This window comes from Streptomyces sp. NPDC090108 (assembly GCF_044747185.1).
GTDB lineage: Bacteria > Actinomycetota > Actinomycetes > Streptomycetales > Streptomycetaceae > Streptomyces.
In genome coordinates, this window is sequence record NZ_JBIVDQ010000003.1 from 412,171 (window position 1) to 427,711 (window position 15,541).

Here is a 15,541-nt window from a genome sequence, read left to right on the forward strand (position 1 = left end):
GCTCTCTCCCCCGGCGTGCGGCCACTGGTGTAATCCACTGACGCCGCGCAGGCCCGGGCACCGCCGTGGCGAAACCCGTCCGCCCCCTCCGTGACATGGGAAGTCGCCCTCCTGAAGACATCATTGACGGATCGTCGGCAAGCCGGTACCACTGTCCGAGTTCGGCCCCGCCCGCCCCGCCACGCCCGTCCGTCACTGGAGGCCGCATTGCGAGGATCCGCCACCGACCCCACGTCCACTCCCGGCTCCAGACATCGGAGGCGGACGGCCGGCACGCTCGTCTCCGCCGCCCTGCTGCTGCCCCTGCTCGGCGCCGCCCCGGCCCAGAACACGGCCGGCGCCCACGCCGCGGCGGGTTCTCCCGCCGGTTCCGCGCCGGGGAGCCTCCAGCACGCCTTCGCCGCGGCGTCCGCCGAGTACCACGTGCCGCAGAGCGTCCTGCTGGCCGTCTCCTATCTCCAGTCCCGCTGGGACTGGCACGCGGGGGCGCCCAGCGTCAGCGGTGGCTACGGCCCGATGCACCTGACCGACGCCCGCACCGCGCTCGCCACCACCGAGCACTTCGCCGAAGGCACCGAGGACCCCCGCGGCGACAGCGCCCGCCCCGCCCTGCGCCCCGCTGCCACGGCGCCCGCGGACCAGGCGCTCCCGGCCCGTATGAAGACGCTGCCCGAGGCGGCCGGCCTGACCGGGCTGCCGGCGGAGCGGCTGCGCACCGACCCGGCGGCCAACGTCGCCGGGGGTGCCGCACTGCTCGCCGCCGCCCAGAAGCACCTCGGCGAGCCGCTGAGCGCCGACCCGGCCGCCTGGTACGGCGCGGTGGCCCGCTTCTCCGGCGCCGACGACACCGCGACGGCGGCGGCGTACGCGAACGACGTGTACGACGTGCTGCGCACCGGTGAGAAGCGGACCACGGACGCCGGCCAGCAGGTGACGCTCGGCGCTCAGCCGGGCCTCGCCGCCGACACCGCGCAGCTGGGGCGGACCGGGCTGCGCAAGGGCAAGGCGGACGACGGGCTGGAGTGCCCGCGTTCGGTGTCCTGTGTGTCGGTCCCGGCGCCGTACGCGGAGTTCGGGGACAACGACTACGGCAACCACGACCTCGGCGACCGTCCGGTCTCCCAGCGGATCAAGTACATCGTCATCCATGACACGGAGGGCGGCTGGGACGGGGTCATGAACCTGATCCAGGACCCGACCTATGTGTCCTGGAACTACACCATCCGCTCGACCGACGGGCTGATCGCCCAGCATGTCAAGGCCAAGGACGTGGCCTGGCACGCGGGCAACTGGGACGTCAACGCGCGGTCCGTCGGCATCGAGCACGAAGGTTTCCTCACCGCCCCGGACAGCTGGTACACGGAGGCGATGTACCGGTCCTCCGCGCGGCTGGTGAAGTACCTGGCCCGTAGGTACGACATCCCGCTGGACCGGCAGCACATCCTCGGCCACGACAACGTGCCGGGCCCGACCGCCTCGACCGTTCCTGGCATGCACACGGACCCCGGTCCGTACTGGGACTGGCGGCACTACTTCCAGCTGCTCGGCCACCCGTTCAGGCCGACGGGCGGCAAGCACTCCTCGCTGGTGACGATCCTGCCCCGCTACGCCTCGAACCAGCCGGTGTACACGGGCTGCGTCACCGCGGGCCGGCCGTGCACGGCGCACGGCTCCAGCGAGGTGCGGCTGTACTCCGACCACGACGTGACCTCGCCGCTGATCAAGGACATCGGTCTCAAGACGAATCCGACCGACGGGGTCAACGACCTGTCCTCCCGGGTGTCCACCGGCCAGCAGTACGCGGTGGCCGACCGCTGGGGCGACTGGACGGCCGTCTGGTACCTCGGGCAGAAGGCCTGGTTCCAGAATCCGCGCAAGCACCCGACGGCGGTACGGGCCGGCGGCCGGGTCGTCACCCCGAAGGACGGCGCGGCGAGCATCCCGGTGTACGGCCGCGCCTACCCGGAGAAGGAGGCCTTCCCGGCGGGCGTCCCCGTCCAGTCGGTGGTGCCCCTGCCGTACACGATCCCGGCCGGACAGAAGTACGTGGTGGGCGACGAGGTGGCGGGCGAGTACTACTACGCGGTCACCTTCACCACCGACTCGCACCGGGTCGTGGTGGGCAAGGACCTGTACTACGAGATCCAGTACGGCCACCGGGTGGCGTTCGTCCGCGCGGCGGACGTCGACGTGGAGGGCTCCCACTAGGAAGCCTGAAGGGGGGCCGGACCCTGCCCTGCGGGTCCGGACGACCTGCCTTGTGGATCCGGGCCTGCCCTGCGGGTACGGGTGTGCCCCGCGGGTTCCGCCGGATCCGCGGGGCTCGGTGCCGCCGGGCTCAGCCCTGCTGGAAGAGCTCCGCCGGGAGCGGCTTCAGGAGGGCGTAGAGATCGTCGGTGATGGGCCGGTCCCAGGCGGCGATCGTCACGAGGACGCCGTCGCTGCGGTCGAACTGCACGCAGGAGATGCGGCCTTCGGAGAGCTTCAGGCGGCGCACGATCAGGAGGTTGTCGCCCTGGAGGACGGGGGTGTCCTCGGTGCCGACGACGGTGATCTCCTCGTCGTTCTCCAGGGCCAGGAGCAGCTGGCCCACCTCGAAGGGGATCTCGTCCTCGGCGACGTCACGGGCGGGCGAGCCCTCGGGCAGGTTGCCGATGATCATGGCGGGACCGCGGCCGCCGAACAGGTCGTAGCGCAGGAAGACGCCCTGGCAGGATCCGTCGGGGGCGGGCAGCAGGCCCGCGCCGAGGTTGCCGGGCCAGTCGCCCGGGTCCATGGCCAGCACGTCGAAGTCAGGTCCGGCGGGAGTGGCGCTGCGGCGGCGGAGGAACGACATGCCGCCATGGTACGTGCCCACGCGTGATCGACGACGTGCGGGCGCCCCACCGGGGTGACCCGCCCGGGACCCGCCGGCCCTCTGTGGGCCCCTGTGGGCGCCGCACCCATGTGCTCGCGCCACAGGACGTACGCCCCACGCAGGCGGACGGTGTCACTCCTGCGGCGGACGCCCTGTTCGCTCAGGGTCCCGGGGGTGCCCGCACGTCGCCGCCGCGCCGCCTCCGTGTGCGGGCTCGCCCTGCCGGGGCGAGCCCTGTGCGGATCTCGGCCCCGGCGGGCGACACGATCGCCCCGGACGTCAGGTCAGGTCGAACTCGCCCTCGCGCGCGCCGGAGACGAACGCACCCCATTCGGCGGGGGTGAAGATCAGGGAGGGACTTTCCGGCCGCTCACTGTTGCGCATCGCGATGAAGCCCTCGACAAAGGCGATCTGGACATCCCCCAGACCTCGGCTGCCGGACTGCCACTCGGCCCTGCTGAGATCCAGTTCCGGCTTGTCCCAGCCCACGAGCGGCTGCTGGATGGTGCTCTCGGCCACGTCCCTGCTCCTCCCGGTTCCGTCGTCCGCGGATCAGCCTAGCGACCGGTCCCCACCTCGCACAGGCCACGCGAGGGGGACCTTCGGAACGTGGCGCGAGGTCGCGTCCGGGCCGGTCGCTTCGGCGGCGGTGTCACGCGTCGAGGAAGGGGGCCAGCAGGGCGAGGAACTCCTCCGGCCGCGTGGCGTGGACCAGGTGACCGGCGTCGAGTGTCTCCAGCCGGGCCCCGGGGACGAGTTCGGCGAGGTGCGCCACTTCGTCCTGGGGGATGGGACTGGTGTGCCCTCCTGCGATGACCAGGGTGGGCATGGTGATCCGGCCCATGTGGTCCAGCCACATGGGATCGGGCGCGTTGCGCTGGCCGTCGGTCGCCCGGATCATCGCCCAGTCGAACGGCAGCTCCCCCTCGGGCCGTTCGGCGGGTGCGCGGGGCGGGTCGAACGGCACCGGAAGGGGCACGTCCTCCAGGACGAGGCGCCGTACGACGCCGGGATGGCGCTGGGCGAGCAGGCACGCCACGATGCCGCCCAGCGAGTGGCCGACGACGTCGGCGCCGTCCGCGCCGAGAGCGTCGAGCAGGGCGCGCACGTCCTCGCACATGGTCTCCAGCGCGTAGTCCCCGGGCCAGTCGCTGCGGCCGTGGCCGCGCAGGTCGGGGGCGTACACGCGGCGGGGGTGCGGGGGCGCGGCGAGCCGCCGCGCGACCGTGGTCCAGTCCGCGCCGTCGGCGCCCCGGCAGTGCAGGAGCAGGACGGGCGGGGCGTCGGGCGGGCCCCAGGTGCGGCAGGCCAGGGTGATGCCGTTCGTCTTGACCGTGTGCATGTGCGCGGCGTCCATGGCGGCACGCTACGGCTGCCGTACGGGACGGGGTGTGGGCTTCGCCGAGGGCAGAGCGACCGCCGGACGGTGGGCGTGGCCGGTGCCGGCCGGGGCGACGGTGGCGCCGCCGCTGTCACTGCCGGCCGGCGCCCCGGCCACCACCGTTGCCTTCGCTGTCACTGCCGTCCGGCGCCGGGTTCACCGTCACCTTGGACGTCGCCTTGGCCCTCGCCGTCGCCGTCGCCCTCGCCCTCGCCCTCGCCCTCGCCCTCGCCGAGGAACGTGAGGACGGTCCGGGCGAAGTGCTCCGGGTCGTCGAGCCACGGGTAGTGGGCGGCGCCGGTCCGGACGGTCAGCCGTCCGTCCGGGAAGGCCTCGGCGATGCGGCGGGCGAGCTCGGGGCGCGGGCCGCCGTCGAGGGCTCCGGCGTACACGAGAACCGGGGCGGCAAGTGCGGCGAGCGCGGTCCGGGTGGCGTCCGGGGTGAAGGCGCCGTCGGCGAAGTACACCTCGCCCGCCTCGTCGTTGGTCTGCTCCTCCTCCTGCTCGGTGTGGGCGCGGGCGATCTCGTCCCAGCGGCCGTGGAAGAAGGGCAGGAACACCTCGTCGAAGTCGGCGTCGCCCGTGAGCCACGCCTCGAACGCGGGGTACGCGTGCGCGAACCACGGCTCGTCCGCGCGCAGGCGCGCCGCGGCCAGCCGGTCCTCCGGGGTGGCCCGCAGCCCGAGCGCCGCCCCGTTGGGCGTGACGAGCACGAGCCTGCGCACCCGGTGCGGATGACGGGCCGCGTAGAGCATCGCGAGGCTCGCACCGGCCGAGTGGGCCAGCAGATCCATGTGCTCCAGCCCCATGTGGGCCCGCCATACCTCCACGTCCTCGACCATGCGGTCGCAGCGGTACGTCGCCGGGTCCGCCGGCGTCCCGGAATCGCCCGTGCCCCGCAGATCGAGCAGGGCCAGCCGGCGGTGAGCGGCCAGGCCGCCCAGGTCGCCGAGGTAGGCGGAGGCGCGCATGGGTCCACCGGGCAGGACCACCAGGGGCTCCCCGTCACCGCGGAGGTGCCAGGCGAGCCGGGTGCCGTCGGACGCGATGAGGTGGGGCATGGGGACGATCATGCGTTTCGGCGCACCGGGAGCGCAATGGCTTTCACGGACGGGACGCGGCGGTGCACCCGCCCGCACCGCGCAGGGCACTCGACGGGACCGGGCCGGGGACCCCGCCGGGGGGACGGCCGGAGAGGATGGCCGGAGGGGCAGGCCGGGAAGGCCCCGGTGGAAGGCCTCTGCGCGGTCTCCGGGAAAAATCCGGGGCCACCTCTTGTCTGGAGCGCGATGTCCTGAATTACTGGCCCCGAGCACGGCGACCGAATGATCGGTCGTCCGTAATGTATGGCGGACGAGGGAGAAGTCCCGATGGCGGATGTGAGGGACCTGGACGCGGGCGAGCGGCTCGGACCGGAGGAGCTGCGGGAGCTCCAGCTGAAGCGGCTGCGCACCTCGCTGCGGCACGCGTACGACCATGTGCCGTTCTACCGGGAGTCCTTCGACAAGGCCGGCGTGCGCCCGGAGGACTGCCGCTCGCTGGCGGACCTCGCCCACTTCCCCTTCACGACCAAGGCCGACCTCCGGCAGAACTACCCGTACGGCATGTTCGCCGTGCCCCGGGATCGCGTCCGGCGCCTGCACGCGTCGAGCGGGACCACGGGGCTGCCCACGGTGGTGGGCTACACGGAGAACGACCTTTCCATGTGGGCCGACATGGTGGCGCGTTCCCTGCGCGCCGCGGGCGCCCGCTCCGGCGACATCGTGCATGTGGCCTACGGGTACGGGCTGTTCACGGGGGGTCTGGGCGCCCACTACGGTGCCGAACGGCTCGGCTGTACGGTCGTCCCCGCGTCCGGCGGGATGACGGCCCGGCAGGTCAGGCTCATCCAGGATCTCGAACCCGGCGTCATCATGGTCACCCCGTCCTACATGCTGACGCTGCTGGACGAGTTCGAGCGTCAGGGTGTGGACCCGCGCGGCACCTCGCTGCGGGTGGGCGTCTTCGGCGCCGAGCCGTGGACCGAGCAGATGCGGCGGGAGATCGAGGAGCGGTTCGCGATCGACGCCGTGGACATCTACGGGCTGTCCGAGGTGATCGGTCCGGGTGTCGCCCAGGAGTGCGTGGAGACCAAGGACGGTCTCCATGTGTGGGAGGACCACTTCTACCCGGAGATCGTCGACCCGGTCACCGGTGAGGTGCTGCCCGAGGGTGAGCAGGGGGAACTGGTGTTCACCTCGCTCACCAAGGAGGCCATGCCGATCGTCCGCTACCGCACCCGTGATCTGACCCGGCTGCTGCCGGGGACGGCCCGCGCGTTCCGGCGCATGGAGAAGATCACCGGGCGCAGCGACGACATGGTGATCCTGCGCGGGGTCAATCTGTTCCCGACGCAGATCGAGGAGATCGTGCTGCGCACCCCCGGAGTGGCGCCGCACTTCCAGTTGCGCCTGACCCGTGAGGGCCGCCTGGACGCGCTCACCGTCCGCGCCGAGGCCCGCCCGGACGCCACGCCGGAGGCCCGGGACGCGGCGGCCCTGTCCATCGCCGCGGCCGTGAAGGACGGCGTCGGGGTGTCGGTGTCCGTGGAGATCGTCGAACCGGAGTCGCTGGAACGCTCGGTGGGCAAGATCCGCCGCATCATGGATCTGCGGCCGCGCTAGGGACACCCCCTAGGGGGCGGTGCCGACTGCCGGCGCCGGGGTGGCGACCGAGGTCGTCCCGAGCCCGGCGGTCAGTTGCCGAAGCGGTCGCGCAGTTCGCGCTTGAGGATCTTTCCGCTGGCGTTGCGGGGCAGTTCGGGGACGAACAGGACGCGTTTGGGCGCCTTGAAGGGCGTGAGCTTCTCGCGGACGTGGGCGATGAGCTGTTCCTCGGTGACCTCGCCGCGCGGGACGACGACCGCTGTGACGGCCTCGACCCAGCGCTCGTCGGGCAGGCCGATCACGGCGGCCTCCGCGACGCCGTCGTGGGTGTACAGCGCGTCCTCGACCTGGCGTGAAGCGACCAGCACGCCGCCGGAGTTGATGACGTCCTTCACCCGGTCGACGATCGTGAGGTAGCCGTCGGCGTCACGCACCGCGAGATCGCCGGAGCGGAACCAGCCGTCGCGGAAGGCCTCGGCGGACTCCTCGGGCTTCTCCCAGTAGCCCTCGCACAGTTGGGGCGAGCGGTAGACGATCTCGCCGGGTGTGCCGGGCGGCACGTCCTTGCCCTGGTCGTCGACCACCCGGGCGTCCACGAACAGGACGGTACGGCCGCAGGAGTCCAGGCGTCCCTCGTGCTCGTCGGGGGCCAGCACGGTGGCGAGCGGCCCGATCTCGCTCTGCCCGAAGCAGTTGTAGAAGGCGAGCCGGGGCAGCCGTTCACGCAGCCGCTCCAGCACGGGCACCGGCATGACGGAGGCGCCGTAGTAGGCCTTGCGCAGGCCGCTCAGGTCGCGGTCGGCGAAGTCGGCCCGGCCGGCCAGGCCGATCCACACGGTGGGCGGCGCGAACAGGCTGTCCACGCGCCCCGATTCGATCAGGTCGAAGATCCGGTCCCCGTCGGGCGCGTCGAGGATGACGTTGGTCGCGCCCACCGCGAGGTACGGCATCAGGAACACGTGCATCTGCGCGGAGTGGTACAGCGGGAGCGCGTGCGCGGGGCGGTCTCCGGCGCTCAGGTCGAGGGCGGTGATCGCGCTCAAGTACTCGTGCACCAGGGCCCGGTGGGTCATCATCGCGCCCTTGGGCAGCGCGGTGGTCCCGGAGGTGTACAGCAGTTGCACCAGGTCCTCGGAGCGCGGCTCGGGACCCTCGTACGGCGGGGTGTCCGGCAGCCGGCCGAGGAACGAGCCGTCCGCGTCCCGCAGGGGCATCGTCCGTACGCCGTCCGGCAGCCGTCCGGTGAGGTCCGGGTCGGCGAGGACGAGCGCGCTGCCGGACTGGCCGACGATGTACGACAGGTCCTCACCGGTCAGGTTCTGGTTGACGGGGACGTGGACCAGGCCGGCGCGGGCGCAGGCGAGGAAGGCGATGAGGTAGGCGTCGGAGTTGTGGCCGTAGGCGCCCACCCGGTCGCCGGGGGCGAGTCCCTCGCCGAGCAGCAGGGCGGCGGCGCGGGAGACGGCGTCGTCCAGTTCCGCGTACGTCCAGGTGCGCTCGCCGTGGTGCAGCGCGATGCGCGCCGGTGTGCGTCGGGCGCTGCGCCGCAGCACCCCGTCGACCGTACTGCCGTGTCCCTGCGTCATGACAGCCGATCCTCGGCGCGACGGACGCCCAGGTCAAGCACCTGACGGCCGCGACGGGGGACGGCCTCCCCGCGGGCCGGGTCCGCCGAACGGCGGAAGCGCCCGCCGGACGGGCCGTCAGCACGGTTGGCCGGGTAGTGCTGTTGACAGGATTCACAGCCGAAACGATGGTTTCACAGGCGCCACGACGGGAGGTTCCTGATGAGTGGACACGCAGCGGGCGACGAGACCGGGACGGGTCGCGGAAGTCCCACGCGACGCCGATGGGGGCAGGGCATCATGGCCTTGGCCGGAGCCCTCGTCCTCGCGCCGCTCCCCGCCGGGCCCGCCGCGGCCGCCGGCCGTCCGTCCGGCCCGGCCCCCGGACCCGCCCCGGGATCCCCCGACACGGCGCCCGCGTCCGTGCCCAGGGCTCCCACCCTGCGCCACGGCACCGCCGCCCGGGCCGGGCTCCTCGCGCCGCACCTGCGCCAACTGGTGACCGACGCCGAGGCCTTCCTCGGCCCCTCCCCCAGGCATCCGTGGTACGCGGGGGCCGTGCTGCTCGCCGGGCGCGGCGGGACGGTGGCCCTGCACCGGCCGATCGGCATGGCGGTGCGCTACGAACGGTACGACGAGAAGACCGACACCGGTGTCGAGTTCCCGCCGGAGCGGCAGATCCCGATGGCGGCGGACACGGTCTTCGATCTGGCCTCGGTCTCCAAGCTGTTCACCTCGCTGCTCGCGGTGCGGCAGATGGAGCGGGGTGCCCTGGAGCTCGAGGCGACGGTCGCCTCGTACCTGCCCGACTTCGGCCGTGCGGGCAAGCAGGGGATCACGATCCGCCAACTGCTCACGCACACCTCGGGGTTCCGGGCCTGGATCCCGCTGTACAACGCGCCGACCCGCGAGGGAAAGCTCGAACTCGTCTGGAACGAGGCCCCGATCAACCCGCCGGGAGCGGTCTACCTGTACTCGGACCTCAATCTCATCTCGCTCCAGCTCGTCCTGGAGCGGATCACCGGGCGTTCCCTGGACACGCTGCTGCGCGAGGAGATCACCGGCCCGCTCGGCCTGCACAGCACCCGCTACAACCCGCCCGCGTCGTGGAAGCCGCGGATCGCGGCCACCGAGGACGCCCGCAAGCCGTGGTCCGGCCTGGACCGCGGTCTGGTCTGGGGCGAGGTGCACGACGAGAACGCCTTCAGCCTGGGCGGGGTCGCGGGCCACGCCGGGGTGTTCTCCAGCGCCTGGGACCTCGCCGTCCTCGGCCGTACGCTGCTCAACCGCGGCGCCTACGGGCGGACGCGCATCCTGGCGCCGGAGTCGGTGGACCTGATGTTCACGAACTTCAACACCGCGTTCCCCGGCCACGACCACGGTCTGGGCTTCGAGCTCTACCAGCACTGGTACATGGGCGCGATGGCCACCCCGCACACCGCCGGCCACACCGGGTTCACCGGAACCTGCCTGGTGCTCGATCCGACGACCGATTCGTTCCTCGTCGTGCTCGGCAACTCGGTCCACCCGGTGCGCGACTGGCGGTCCGGCTCGGCACCCCGCGTCGCCGCGGGCACGAACCTGGCGCGCGCGGTCGCGGTCCGTCCGGAGCACGGCCGTACCGCCTGGTTCTCCGGGACGGACAGCGCGTCGACGGCGACGCTCACGCTGCCCGCCGTCGACGTCTCGTCCGGCGGGGCGCGGCTGTCGTGCGCGCTGTGGTGGGACACCGAACCGGCCGACGTCCTGGTCCTGGAGACCTCCGTGGACGGCGGCGACGTCTGGCGGCCGCTCCCGTTCACCACCAGCCGGCACGGCGAAGGGCCGCAGGAGCATCCGTCCGGCTCGGTCGGCGGCTGGTCGGGCCGTGTCTGGCACCGGGTGACCGCCGCCCTGCCCGCGGGCCGCGGCGTCGCCGTGCGCTGGCGCTGCGCGACCGACCAGTTGTACGTGGGCCGGGGGGTGTACGTCGACGGCCAGCGGATCGAGGACGGCGGGCGGGTCGTCTTCGACGAGGTCCGGCCGGCGGACGCGGCACGGATCCGGCCGGCGGGATGGACGGCCTCGGCCGACTGACGTCCACCGCCGGGCGGTACCGCGCCGACGCCCCGCCCCGCGGCACGGACCCGGCGGCGGGACGGCACCCCACCCCCGGCGGGAGGCGCGGGCTACGGCTCAAGCACTGCCATCGCCGCGTTGTGCCCGGGCACTCCGCTGACGCCGCCGCCGCGCACCGCGCCCGCGCCGCAGAGCAGGACGTTGGCGTGCCGGGTCTCCACGCCCCAACGGCCGGTGTCCTCCTGCTCGTAGGGCCACGACAGGGCCCGGTGGAAGATGTTGCCACCGGGCAGGCCCAGGTCGCGTTCGAGGTCCAGCGGGGTCTTGGCCTCGATGCAGGGGCGGCCGTCGGCGTCGGTGGCCAGGCAGTCCGCCAGGGGTTCGGCGAGGTGGGCGTCGAGCTGGGCGAGCGTGGCCTTCAGCAGCTCCTCGCGGACGGCGTCGTTGTCGTGGGCGAAGAGACGCGCGGGGGTGTGCAGTCCGAAGAGGGTGAGGGTCTGGTAGCCGCGCCCGGCGAGCTCGGGGCCGAGGATGGTGGGGTCGGTCAGGGAGTGGCAGTAGATCTCCGAGGGCGGGGCGGTGGGCAGCCGGCCGGCGGCGGCCTCGGCGTGGGCGGCCGCGAGCTGCCCGTACCCCTCGGCGATGTGGAAGGTGCCGGCGAAGGCCTCGCGCGGGTCGACCGAGCTGTCGCGGAGCCTGGGCAGGCGGGTGAGCAGCATGTTGACCTTGAGCTGGGCGCCCTCGGCGGCCTCGGGGGCCTCGTCCCCGGTCAGGCGGGCCAGTTCGCGGGGCGAGGCGTTGACCAGGACGTGCCGGGCGGCGGCGACGCCCTCGCCGTCGGCCGTGCGGTAGGTGACCTCGGCGGTGTGCCCGTCGGTGTCGATGCGGACGGCCTCGCGTCCGGTCTCGATCACCGCTCCGGCCTCGCGCGCGGCGGCGGCCAGCGCGTCGGTGAGCGCGCCCATGCCGCCCACGGGCACGTCCCAAGCGCCGGTGCCGCCGCCGATGACGTGGTAGAGGAAGCAGCGGTTCTGGGCCAGGGAGGTGTCGTGGGCGTCGGCGAAGGTGCCGATCAGCGCGTCGGTGAGGACCACGCCGCGGACCAGGTCGTCGCTGAAGTTCTCCTCGACGGTGACGCCGATCGGCTCCTCGAACAGCGCCCGCCAGGCGGTCTCGTCGCCGACGCGGCTGCGCAGTTCCTCACGCGTGGGCAGCGGCTCGGTGAGGGTCGGGAAGACACGCTGGGCGACCTGGCCCGTCATGCCGTAGAAGCGCTCCCACGACGCGTACTCGCGTTCGCCGCCGGTGAGCCGGGCGAAGGCCTCCCGGGTGCGCGTCGCGCCGCCGCCGACGAGCAGTCCCGTGGCCTGTCCGGCACGTTCCACCGGGGTGTACGAGGAGATGGTGCGGCCGCGGACCTGGAACTCCAGGCCGAGGTCGCGCAGGATCTTCCGCGGCAGCAGGCTGACCAGGTAGGAGTAGCGCGACAGACGGGCGTCGACCCCGGCGAACGGGCGGGTGGAGACGGCGGCGCCGCCGGTGTGGTCCAGTCGTTCCAGCAGCAGTACGGAGCGGCCGGCCCGGGCCAGATAGGCGGCGGCGACAAGGCCGTTGTGACCGCCACCGACGATGACGGCGTCGTACGTCCGGGTTCCCTCGTGTGCAGGCATGGCCCTTCGTAACATGTGATGATCTTCGGCCGCCAGGGGTCGGCACGGCCCGGCGTCGTCCGGGAAGTGTTCAGAATCGGCCGACCGTCACCCACGGGAAGCGTTCGGGAATCGGTCGACCGTCACCCCGGAGCGATCAGTCCAGCAGCGCCATGAAGTCCGCGCACGCGGCGGCGCAGGCGCGGCAGGCCTCGGCGGCGGACTCGGCGCCGGCGGCCCCGTCGAAGGCGCGGGCGCAGTCGAGGCAGATCGAGCGGCACCACTCCAGCCGGACCTTGATCCCGTGCACGTCGTGGGGGCTCTGCTCGGACAGCATGCCGCAGGTGGCATCGCACACCTCGGCGCAGATGACGCCTGTCTTACGGATGCGGTCCAGGCTCTCGGTGCCGTCAGGGTCCAGCAGACTCACCCGCACCGCGCAGGCCCGTGCGCACTCCGAGCAGGCCTGGGCACAGGTGAACCTGTCTTCGAGGAAGCGGTAGAGCTGCTGCTCCGAAGTCTGCGGGGTCACACCGGGCGGGTAGCCGGGGAAGCGGTCGGGCAAACGTACGGATCTCCCGCGCGTGCCCGCGAAAGCGGGGTGGCGGAGGGTACCTCACCTGACACGCAAAGTATCTGATTTACCCCATAACGGGCGGGGTATTCCTCTCGTATGAGTCCTACGAGTACCGCGCCGGTGCAGCTGGCCGCGGCGAGCGGCCTCATGAGCCTCGTGCTCTTCCTGGTGGCCGTGGCGCTGCTGGGTCTGCTCGCCGGAGGCTTCTGGTTCAATTCGCGCATCAAGTACCTCGAGTCCAGCCGTCCACGCCCCGAGGAACAGCCGCACCTGCCACCGGAGGGCGCGGTGCACGAGATCAGGGAGAACAGGGAGCCGGACGAGATTCCGCACATCCCCAAGGGCGAGCGCCCGCTCACCCCGTACGAGCTGACCAACAAGGGCACGAAGCCGAGCACGGCCACGGAACGTCCGCGCTGGAGCAAGGGTTCGAGCGGCTCGTTCGGTGGCGGCGGACTCGGCGCCCACTGACACAGCCCACCGATTCCGGGCCACCGCTCCCGGATCATCGGTCCCGGATCACCCCGGCCGGCACGGCGCGCCTCGGCGCACGTGCCGGCCGGACGACGTGCGCCCCGGCCCGCGACGGACCGTCGTACGACCCCGTCAGGAGTCCTTCCTCGCCGCGTCGAGGCGGCCGACGCGGGCCACGTTCGAGCGGTCCTCCCGGTCATCGCTCACCTCGGCCGCGAACCAGGCGTCGAGGATCTCCTTGAGCACCGGCGCCGAGGTGAGCCGCAGCCCGAGCGCGAGGACGTTGGCGTCGTTCCAGCGGCGGGCGCCGTCGGCCGTGTAGGCGTCGGTGCACAGGGCGGCGCGCACGCCCGGCACCTTGTTGGCGGCGATGCTCGCACCCGTGCCGGTCCAGCAGCACACGACGGCCTGGTCGGCCACGCCGTCGGCGACGTCCCGGGCCGCGGCCTCCGAGCAGGCGGCCCACCGCGGGTCGGCGCCCTCGCGCAGCGCGCCGTGCTCACGCACCTCGTGCCCGCGCCGGCGCAGTTCCTCGACGAGGAGACGGGCGACCGGTTCGTCCATGTCGGAGGAGACGGAGATCTTCACGGCGGGCTCGATCCTCTTCGGGGCGGGGGTCGCGGTCCCGGTCGCACGCACCGGCCGGGCCCGGCCGTCATCCTTCCGGCCGGGCCCGTTCACGTCACCCCCGCAGTCACCTCCGGCCGCTCGCCACGTCAGGCGCGGCCGGGGACAGCGGTCGTACGCGCTCGCGCGCGAGTCAGTCCTTGAAGGTGTCCTTGATCTTCTCCTTGGCCTGACGGGCGTCGCCCTTGGCCTTCTCGGCGCGGCCTTCCACGGTCATCCTCTCGTTGCCCACCGCGCGGCCGACCGTCTCCTTCATCTTGCCCTTGGCCTGCTCGCCCTTGGCCCGGCTCTTCTCACCCTGCGACATGGTCGATCACTCCCGAACGTAGGAACAAACCGTGCAGGGTCCGGGTGGCCGGGATTCGCGCCGCCAAACCTCACACCCCCGTCCACCTGGCCGCCCCGTACCGCCGCGAGGTTCGTCCCGCCCTCCGGGAATTTACTTGCGCACGCTGGCATTCTGCTTGTGTAAAATAAAAGCGTACGCATCTACATGGCGGTCCTCGCCGGGCCGGCCCGCGGCTCGTGCGCCCACCGACCGCCCTCACCGGCCGGCCCCAGGCTCACCAGGAGTTGGACTTGACCACGCTCTTCACCCCCCTCACGCTCAGGTCGCTGACCATCCCCAACCGCATCTGGATGCCCGCGATGTGCCAGTACAGCGCGGCGCCGGAGGGCGAGACGGCCGGCGCCCCGACGGACTGGCACTTCACGCACCTCGCCGCGCGCGCCGCCGGCGGCACCGGCCTGATCATCACCGAGGCCACCGCGGTCGCCCCCGAGGGCCGGATCAGCCCGTACGACCTCGGGATCTGGAACGACACGCAGGTGGCCGCCTTCCAGCGGGTGACCGCGTTCCTGAAGTCCCAGGGGACCGTTCCCGGCATCCAGCTGGCCCACGCCGGCCGCAAGGCCTCGACCGAGCGCACCTGGGTCGAGCGCGGCCGCCAGATCGCCCCGGACGAGACCCACGGCTGGCAGCCGGTCGGCCCGAGCGCCCTCGCCTTCAGCGAGGCGTCGACGACGCCGGACGAGCTGAGCCGGGAGCAGATCGCCCTTGTCGTGCGGCAGTTCGCGGAGGCCGCCGAGCGCGCGCTCGCCGCGGGGTTCCAGGTCGCCGAGATCCACGGCGCGCACGGCTACCTGATCCACCAGTTCCTCTCCCCGCACAGCAACCGGCGCGCCGACGAGTACGGCGGCTCGTTCGAGGGCCGGATCCGCTTCGCGCTGGAGGTCGTCGACGCCGTCCGCGCCGTGTGGCCCGAGGATCTGCCGGTCTTCTTCCGCATCTCCGCGACGGACTGGGTGGACGAGAACCCCGAGGACGACCGGGACGGCTGGACCGCCGACGACACGGTCCGCTTCGCCAAGGAGCTGCTGGCCCGGGGCGTGGACCTGATGGACGTCTCCACCGGTGGCAACCTCCCCGACGCGAAGATCGTGGCGGGCCCCCACTACCAGGTGCCGTTCGCCGAGCGGATCCGCCGCGAGACCGGCATGCCCGTGGCCGCGGTCGGCATGATCAGCGAGCCCGCCCCGGCCCAGGCCGTCGTCGCCTCCGGCGAGGCGGACGCCGTCCTCCTCGGACGTGAGCTGCTGCGCGACCCGTACTGGGCGCGTCACGCCGCCGCCGAGCTCGACGGCGAGGTCTCCGCTCCCGTCCAGTACCACCGCGCCTGACGGCCCCTGCCGGCGAAGCGGCCTCCCC

The 15,541-nt window shown here is 72.9% G+C and carries 14 protein-coding genes; 5 read left to right on the top strand and 9 right to left on the bottom strand.

Annotated elements, in window-relative coordinates; genetic code table 11:
• Positions 1-207 precede the first annotated feature (207 nt).
• Entirely contained in the window at positions 208-2,208 is a 2,001-nt protein-coding gene (locus tag ACIPRD_RS11955) for an N-acetylmuramoyl-L-alanine amidase (RefSeq protein ID WP_401562404.1), read from the top strand.
• A gap of 130 nt (positions 2,209-2,338) precedes the next feature.
• Here the strand turns inward: ACIPRD_RS11955 and ACIPRD_RS11960 are convergent, their stop codons facing one another.
• The 4 genes from ACIPRD_RS11960 to ACIPRD_RS11975 all read right to left on the bottom strand — a co-directional run bounded on the left by ACIPRD_RS11960 (position 2,339) and on the right by ACIPRD_RS11975 (position 5,299).
• Positions 2,339-2,836 carry a hypothetical protein gene (locus tag ACIPRD_RS11960; protein WP_356407253.1) on the bottom strand — a complete coding sequence of 166 codons (498 nt, stop codon included), beginning with the start codon at positions 2,834-2,836 and terminating at the stop codon, positions 2,339-2,341.
• A gap of 300 nt (positions 2,837-3,136) precedes the next feature.
• Entirely contained in the window at positions 3,137-3,376 is a 240-nt protein-coding gene (locus ACIPRD_RS11965; RefSeq protein WP_356407256.1) for a DUF397 domain-containing protein, read from the bottom strand.
• 133 nt (positions 3,377-3,509) lie between these two features.
• Complete coding sequence (locus ACIPRD_RS11970) at positions 3,510-4,214, bottom strand: alpha/beta fold hydrolase (RefSeq protein WP_401562406.1); 705 nt, start codon at positions 4,212-4,214, stop codon at positions 3,510-3,512.
• Positions 4,215-4,372: 158 nt separating this feature from the next.
• A complete protein-coding gene (locus ACIPRD_RS11975; protein WP_401562408.1) occupies positions 4,373-5,299 on the bottom strand; it encodes an alpha/beta fold hydrolase in 927 nt (308 codons plus the stop codon).
• Positions 5,300-5,608: 309 nt separating this feature from the next.
• On the opposite strand from ACIPRD_RS11975, the gene paaK reads away from it, so the two are divergent.
• On the top strand, positions 5,609-6,901 hold the full coding sequence (gene paaK, locus ACIPRD_RS11980) for a phenylacetate--CoA ligase PaaK (RefSeq protein ID WP_356407263.1): 1,293 nt from the start codon (positions 5,609-5,611) through the stop codon (positions 6,899-6,901).
• A 71-nt stretch (positions 6,902-6,972) separates the two neighbouring features.
• Here the strand turns inward: paaK and ACIPRD_RS11985 are convergent, their stop codons facing one another.
• A complete protein-coding gene (locus ACIPRD_RS11985; RefSeq protein ID WP_356407266.1) occupies positions 6,973-8,469 on the bottom strand; it encodes an acyl-CoA synthetase in 1,497 nt (498 codons plus the stop codon).
• Positions 8,470-8,670: 201 nt separating this feature from the next.
• Here ACIPRD_RS11985 and ACIPRD_RS11990 point away from each other — a divergent pair, with 201 nt between their 5' ends.
• Positions 8,671-10,524 carry a serine hydrolase gene (locus ACIPRD_RS11990; protein WP_401562411.1) on the top strand — a complete coding sequence of 618 codons (1,854 nt, stop codon included), beginning with the start codon at positions 8,671-8,673 and terminating at the stop codon, positions 10,522-10,524.
• Between the two features lie 92 nt (positions 10,525-10,616).
• Here the strand turns inward: ACIPRD_RS11990 and ACIPRD_RS11995 are convergent, their stop codons facing one another.
• Positions 10,617-12,176, bottom strand: coding sequence for a phytoene desaturase family protein (locus ACIPRD_RS11995; protein WP_401562412.1), 1,560 nt, complete (start codon positions 12,174-12,176; stop codon positions 10,617-10,619).
• A 136-nt stretch (positions 12,177-12,312) separates the two neighbouring features.
• The gene (locus tag ACIPRD_RS12000; RefSeq protein ID WP_356407275.1) at positions 12,313-12,687 is read right to left on the bottom strand and encodes a ferredoxin; all 375 of its coding nucleotides are present in this window, start codon (positions 12,685-12,687) and stop codon (positions 12,313-12,315) included.
• A gap of 141 nt (positions 12,688-12,828) precedes the next feature.
• Between ACIPRD_RS12000 and ACIPRD_RS12005 the strand changes: the two genes are divergently transcribed.
• A complete protein-coding gene (locus ACIPRD_RS12005; protein ID WP_356407278.1) occupies positions 12,829-13,203 on the top strand; it encodes a DUF6479 family protein in 375 nt (124 codons plus the stop codon).
• A gap of 135 nt (positions 13,204-13,338) precedes the next feature.
• On the opposite strand, the gene ACIPRD_RS12010 is transcribed toward ACIPRD_RS12005, so the two are convergent.
• Positions 13,339-13,794 carry an RpiB/LacA/LacB family sugar-phosphate isomerase gene (locus tag ACIPRD_RS12010; RefSeq protein ID WP_401562414.1) on the bottom strand — a complete coding sequence of 152 codons (456 nt, stop codon included), beginning with the start codon at positions 13,792-13,794 and terminating at the stop codon, positions 13,339-13,341.
• A gap of 172 nt (positions 13,795-13,966) precedes the next feature.
• Positions 13,967-14,140 (bottom strand): CsbD family protein, encoded by a 174-nt coding sequence (locus tag ACIPRD_RS12015; protein WP_356407284.1) that lies wholly within the window; start codon positions 14,138-14,140, stop codon positions 13,967-13,969.
• A 272-nt stretch (positions 14,141-14,412) separates the two neighbouring features.
• On the opposite strand from ACIPRD_RS12015, the gene ACIPRD_RS12020 reads away from it, so the two are divergent.
• The gene (locus ACIPRD_RS12020) at positions 14,413-15,513 is read left to right on the top strand and encodes an NADH:flavin oxidoreductase/NADH oxidase (protein WP_401562416.1); all 1,101 of its coding nucleotides are present in this window, start codon (positions 14,413-14,415) and stop codon (positions 15,511-15,513) included.
• Positions 15,514-15,541: the final 28 nt, after the last annotated feature.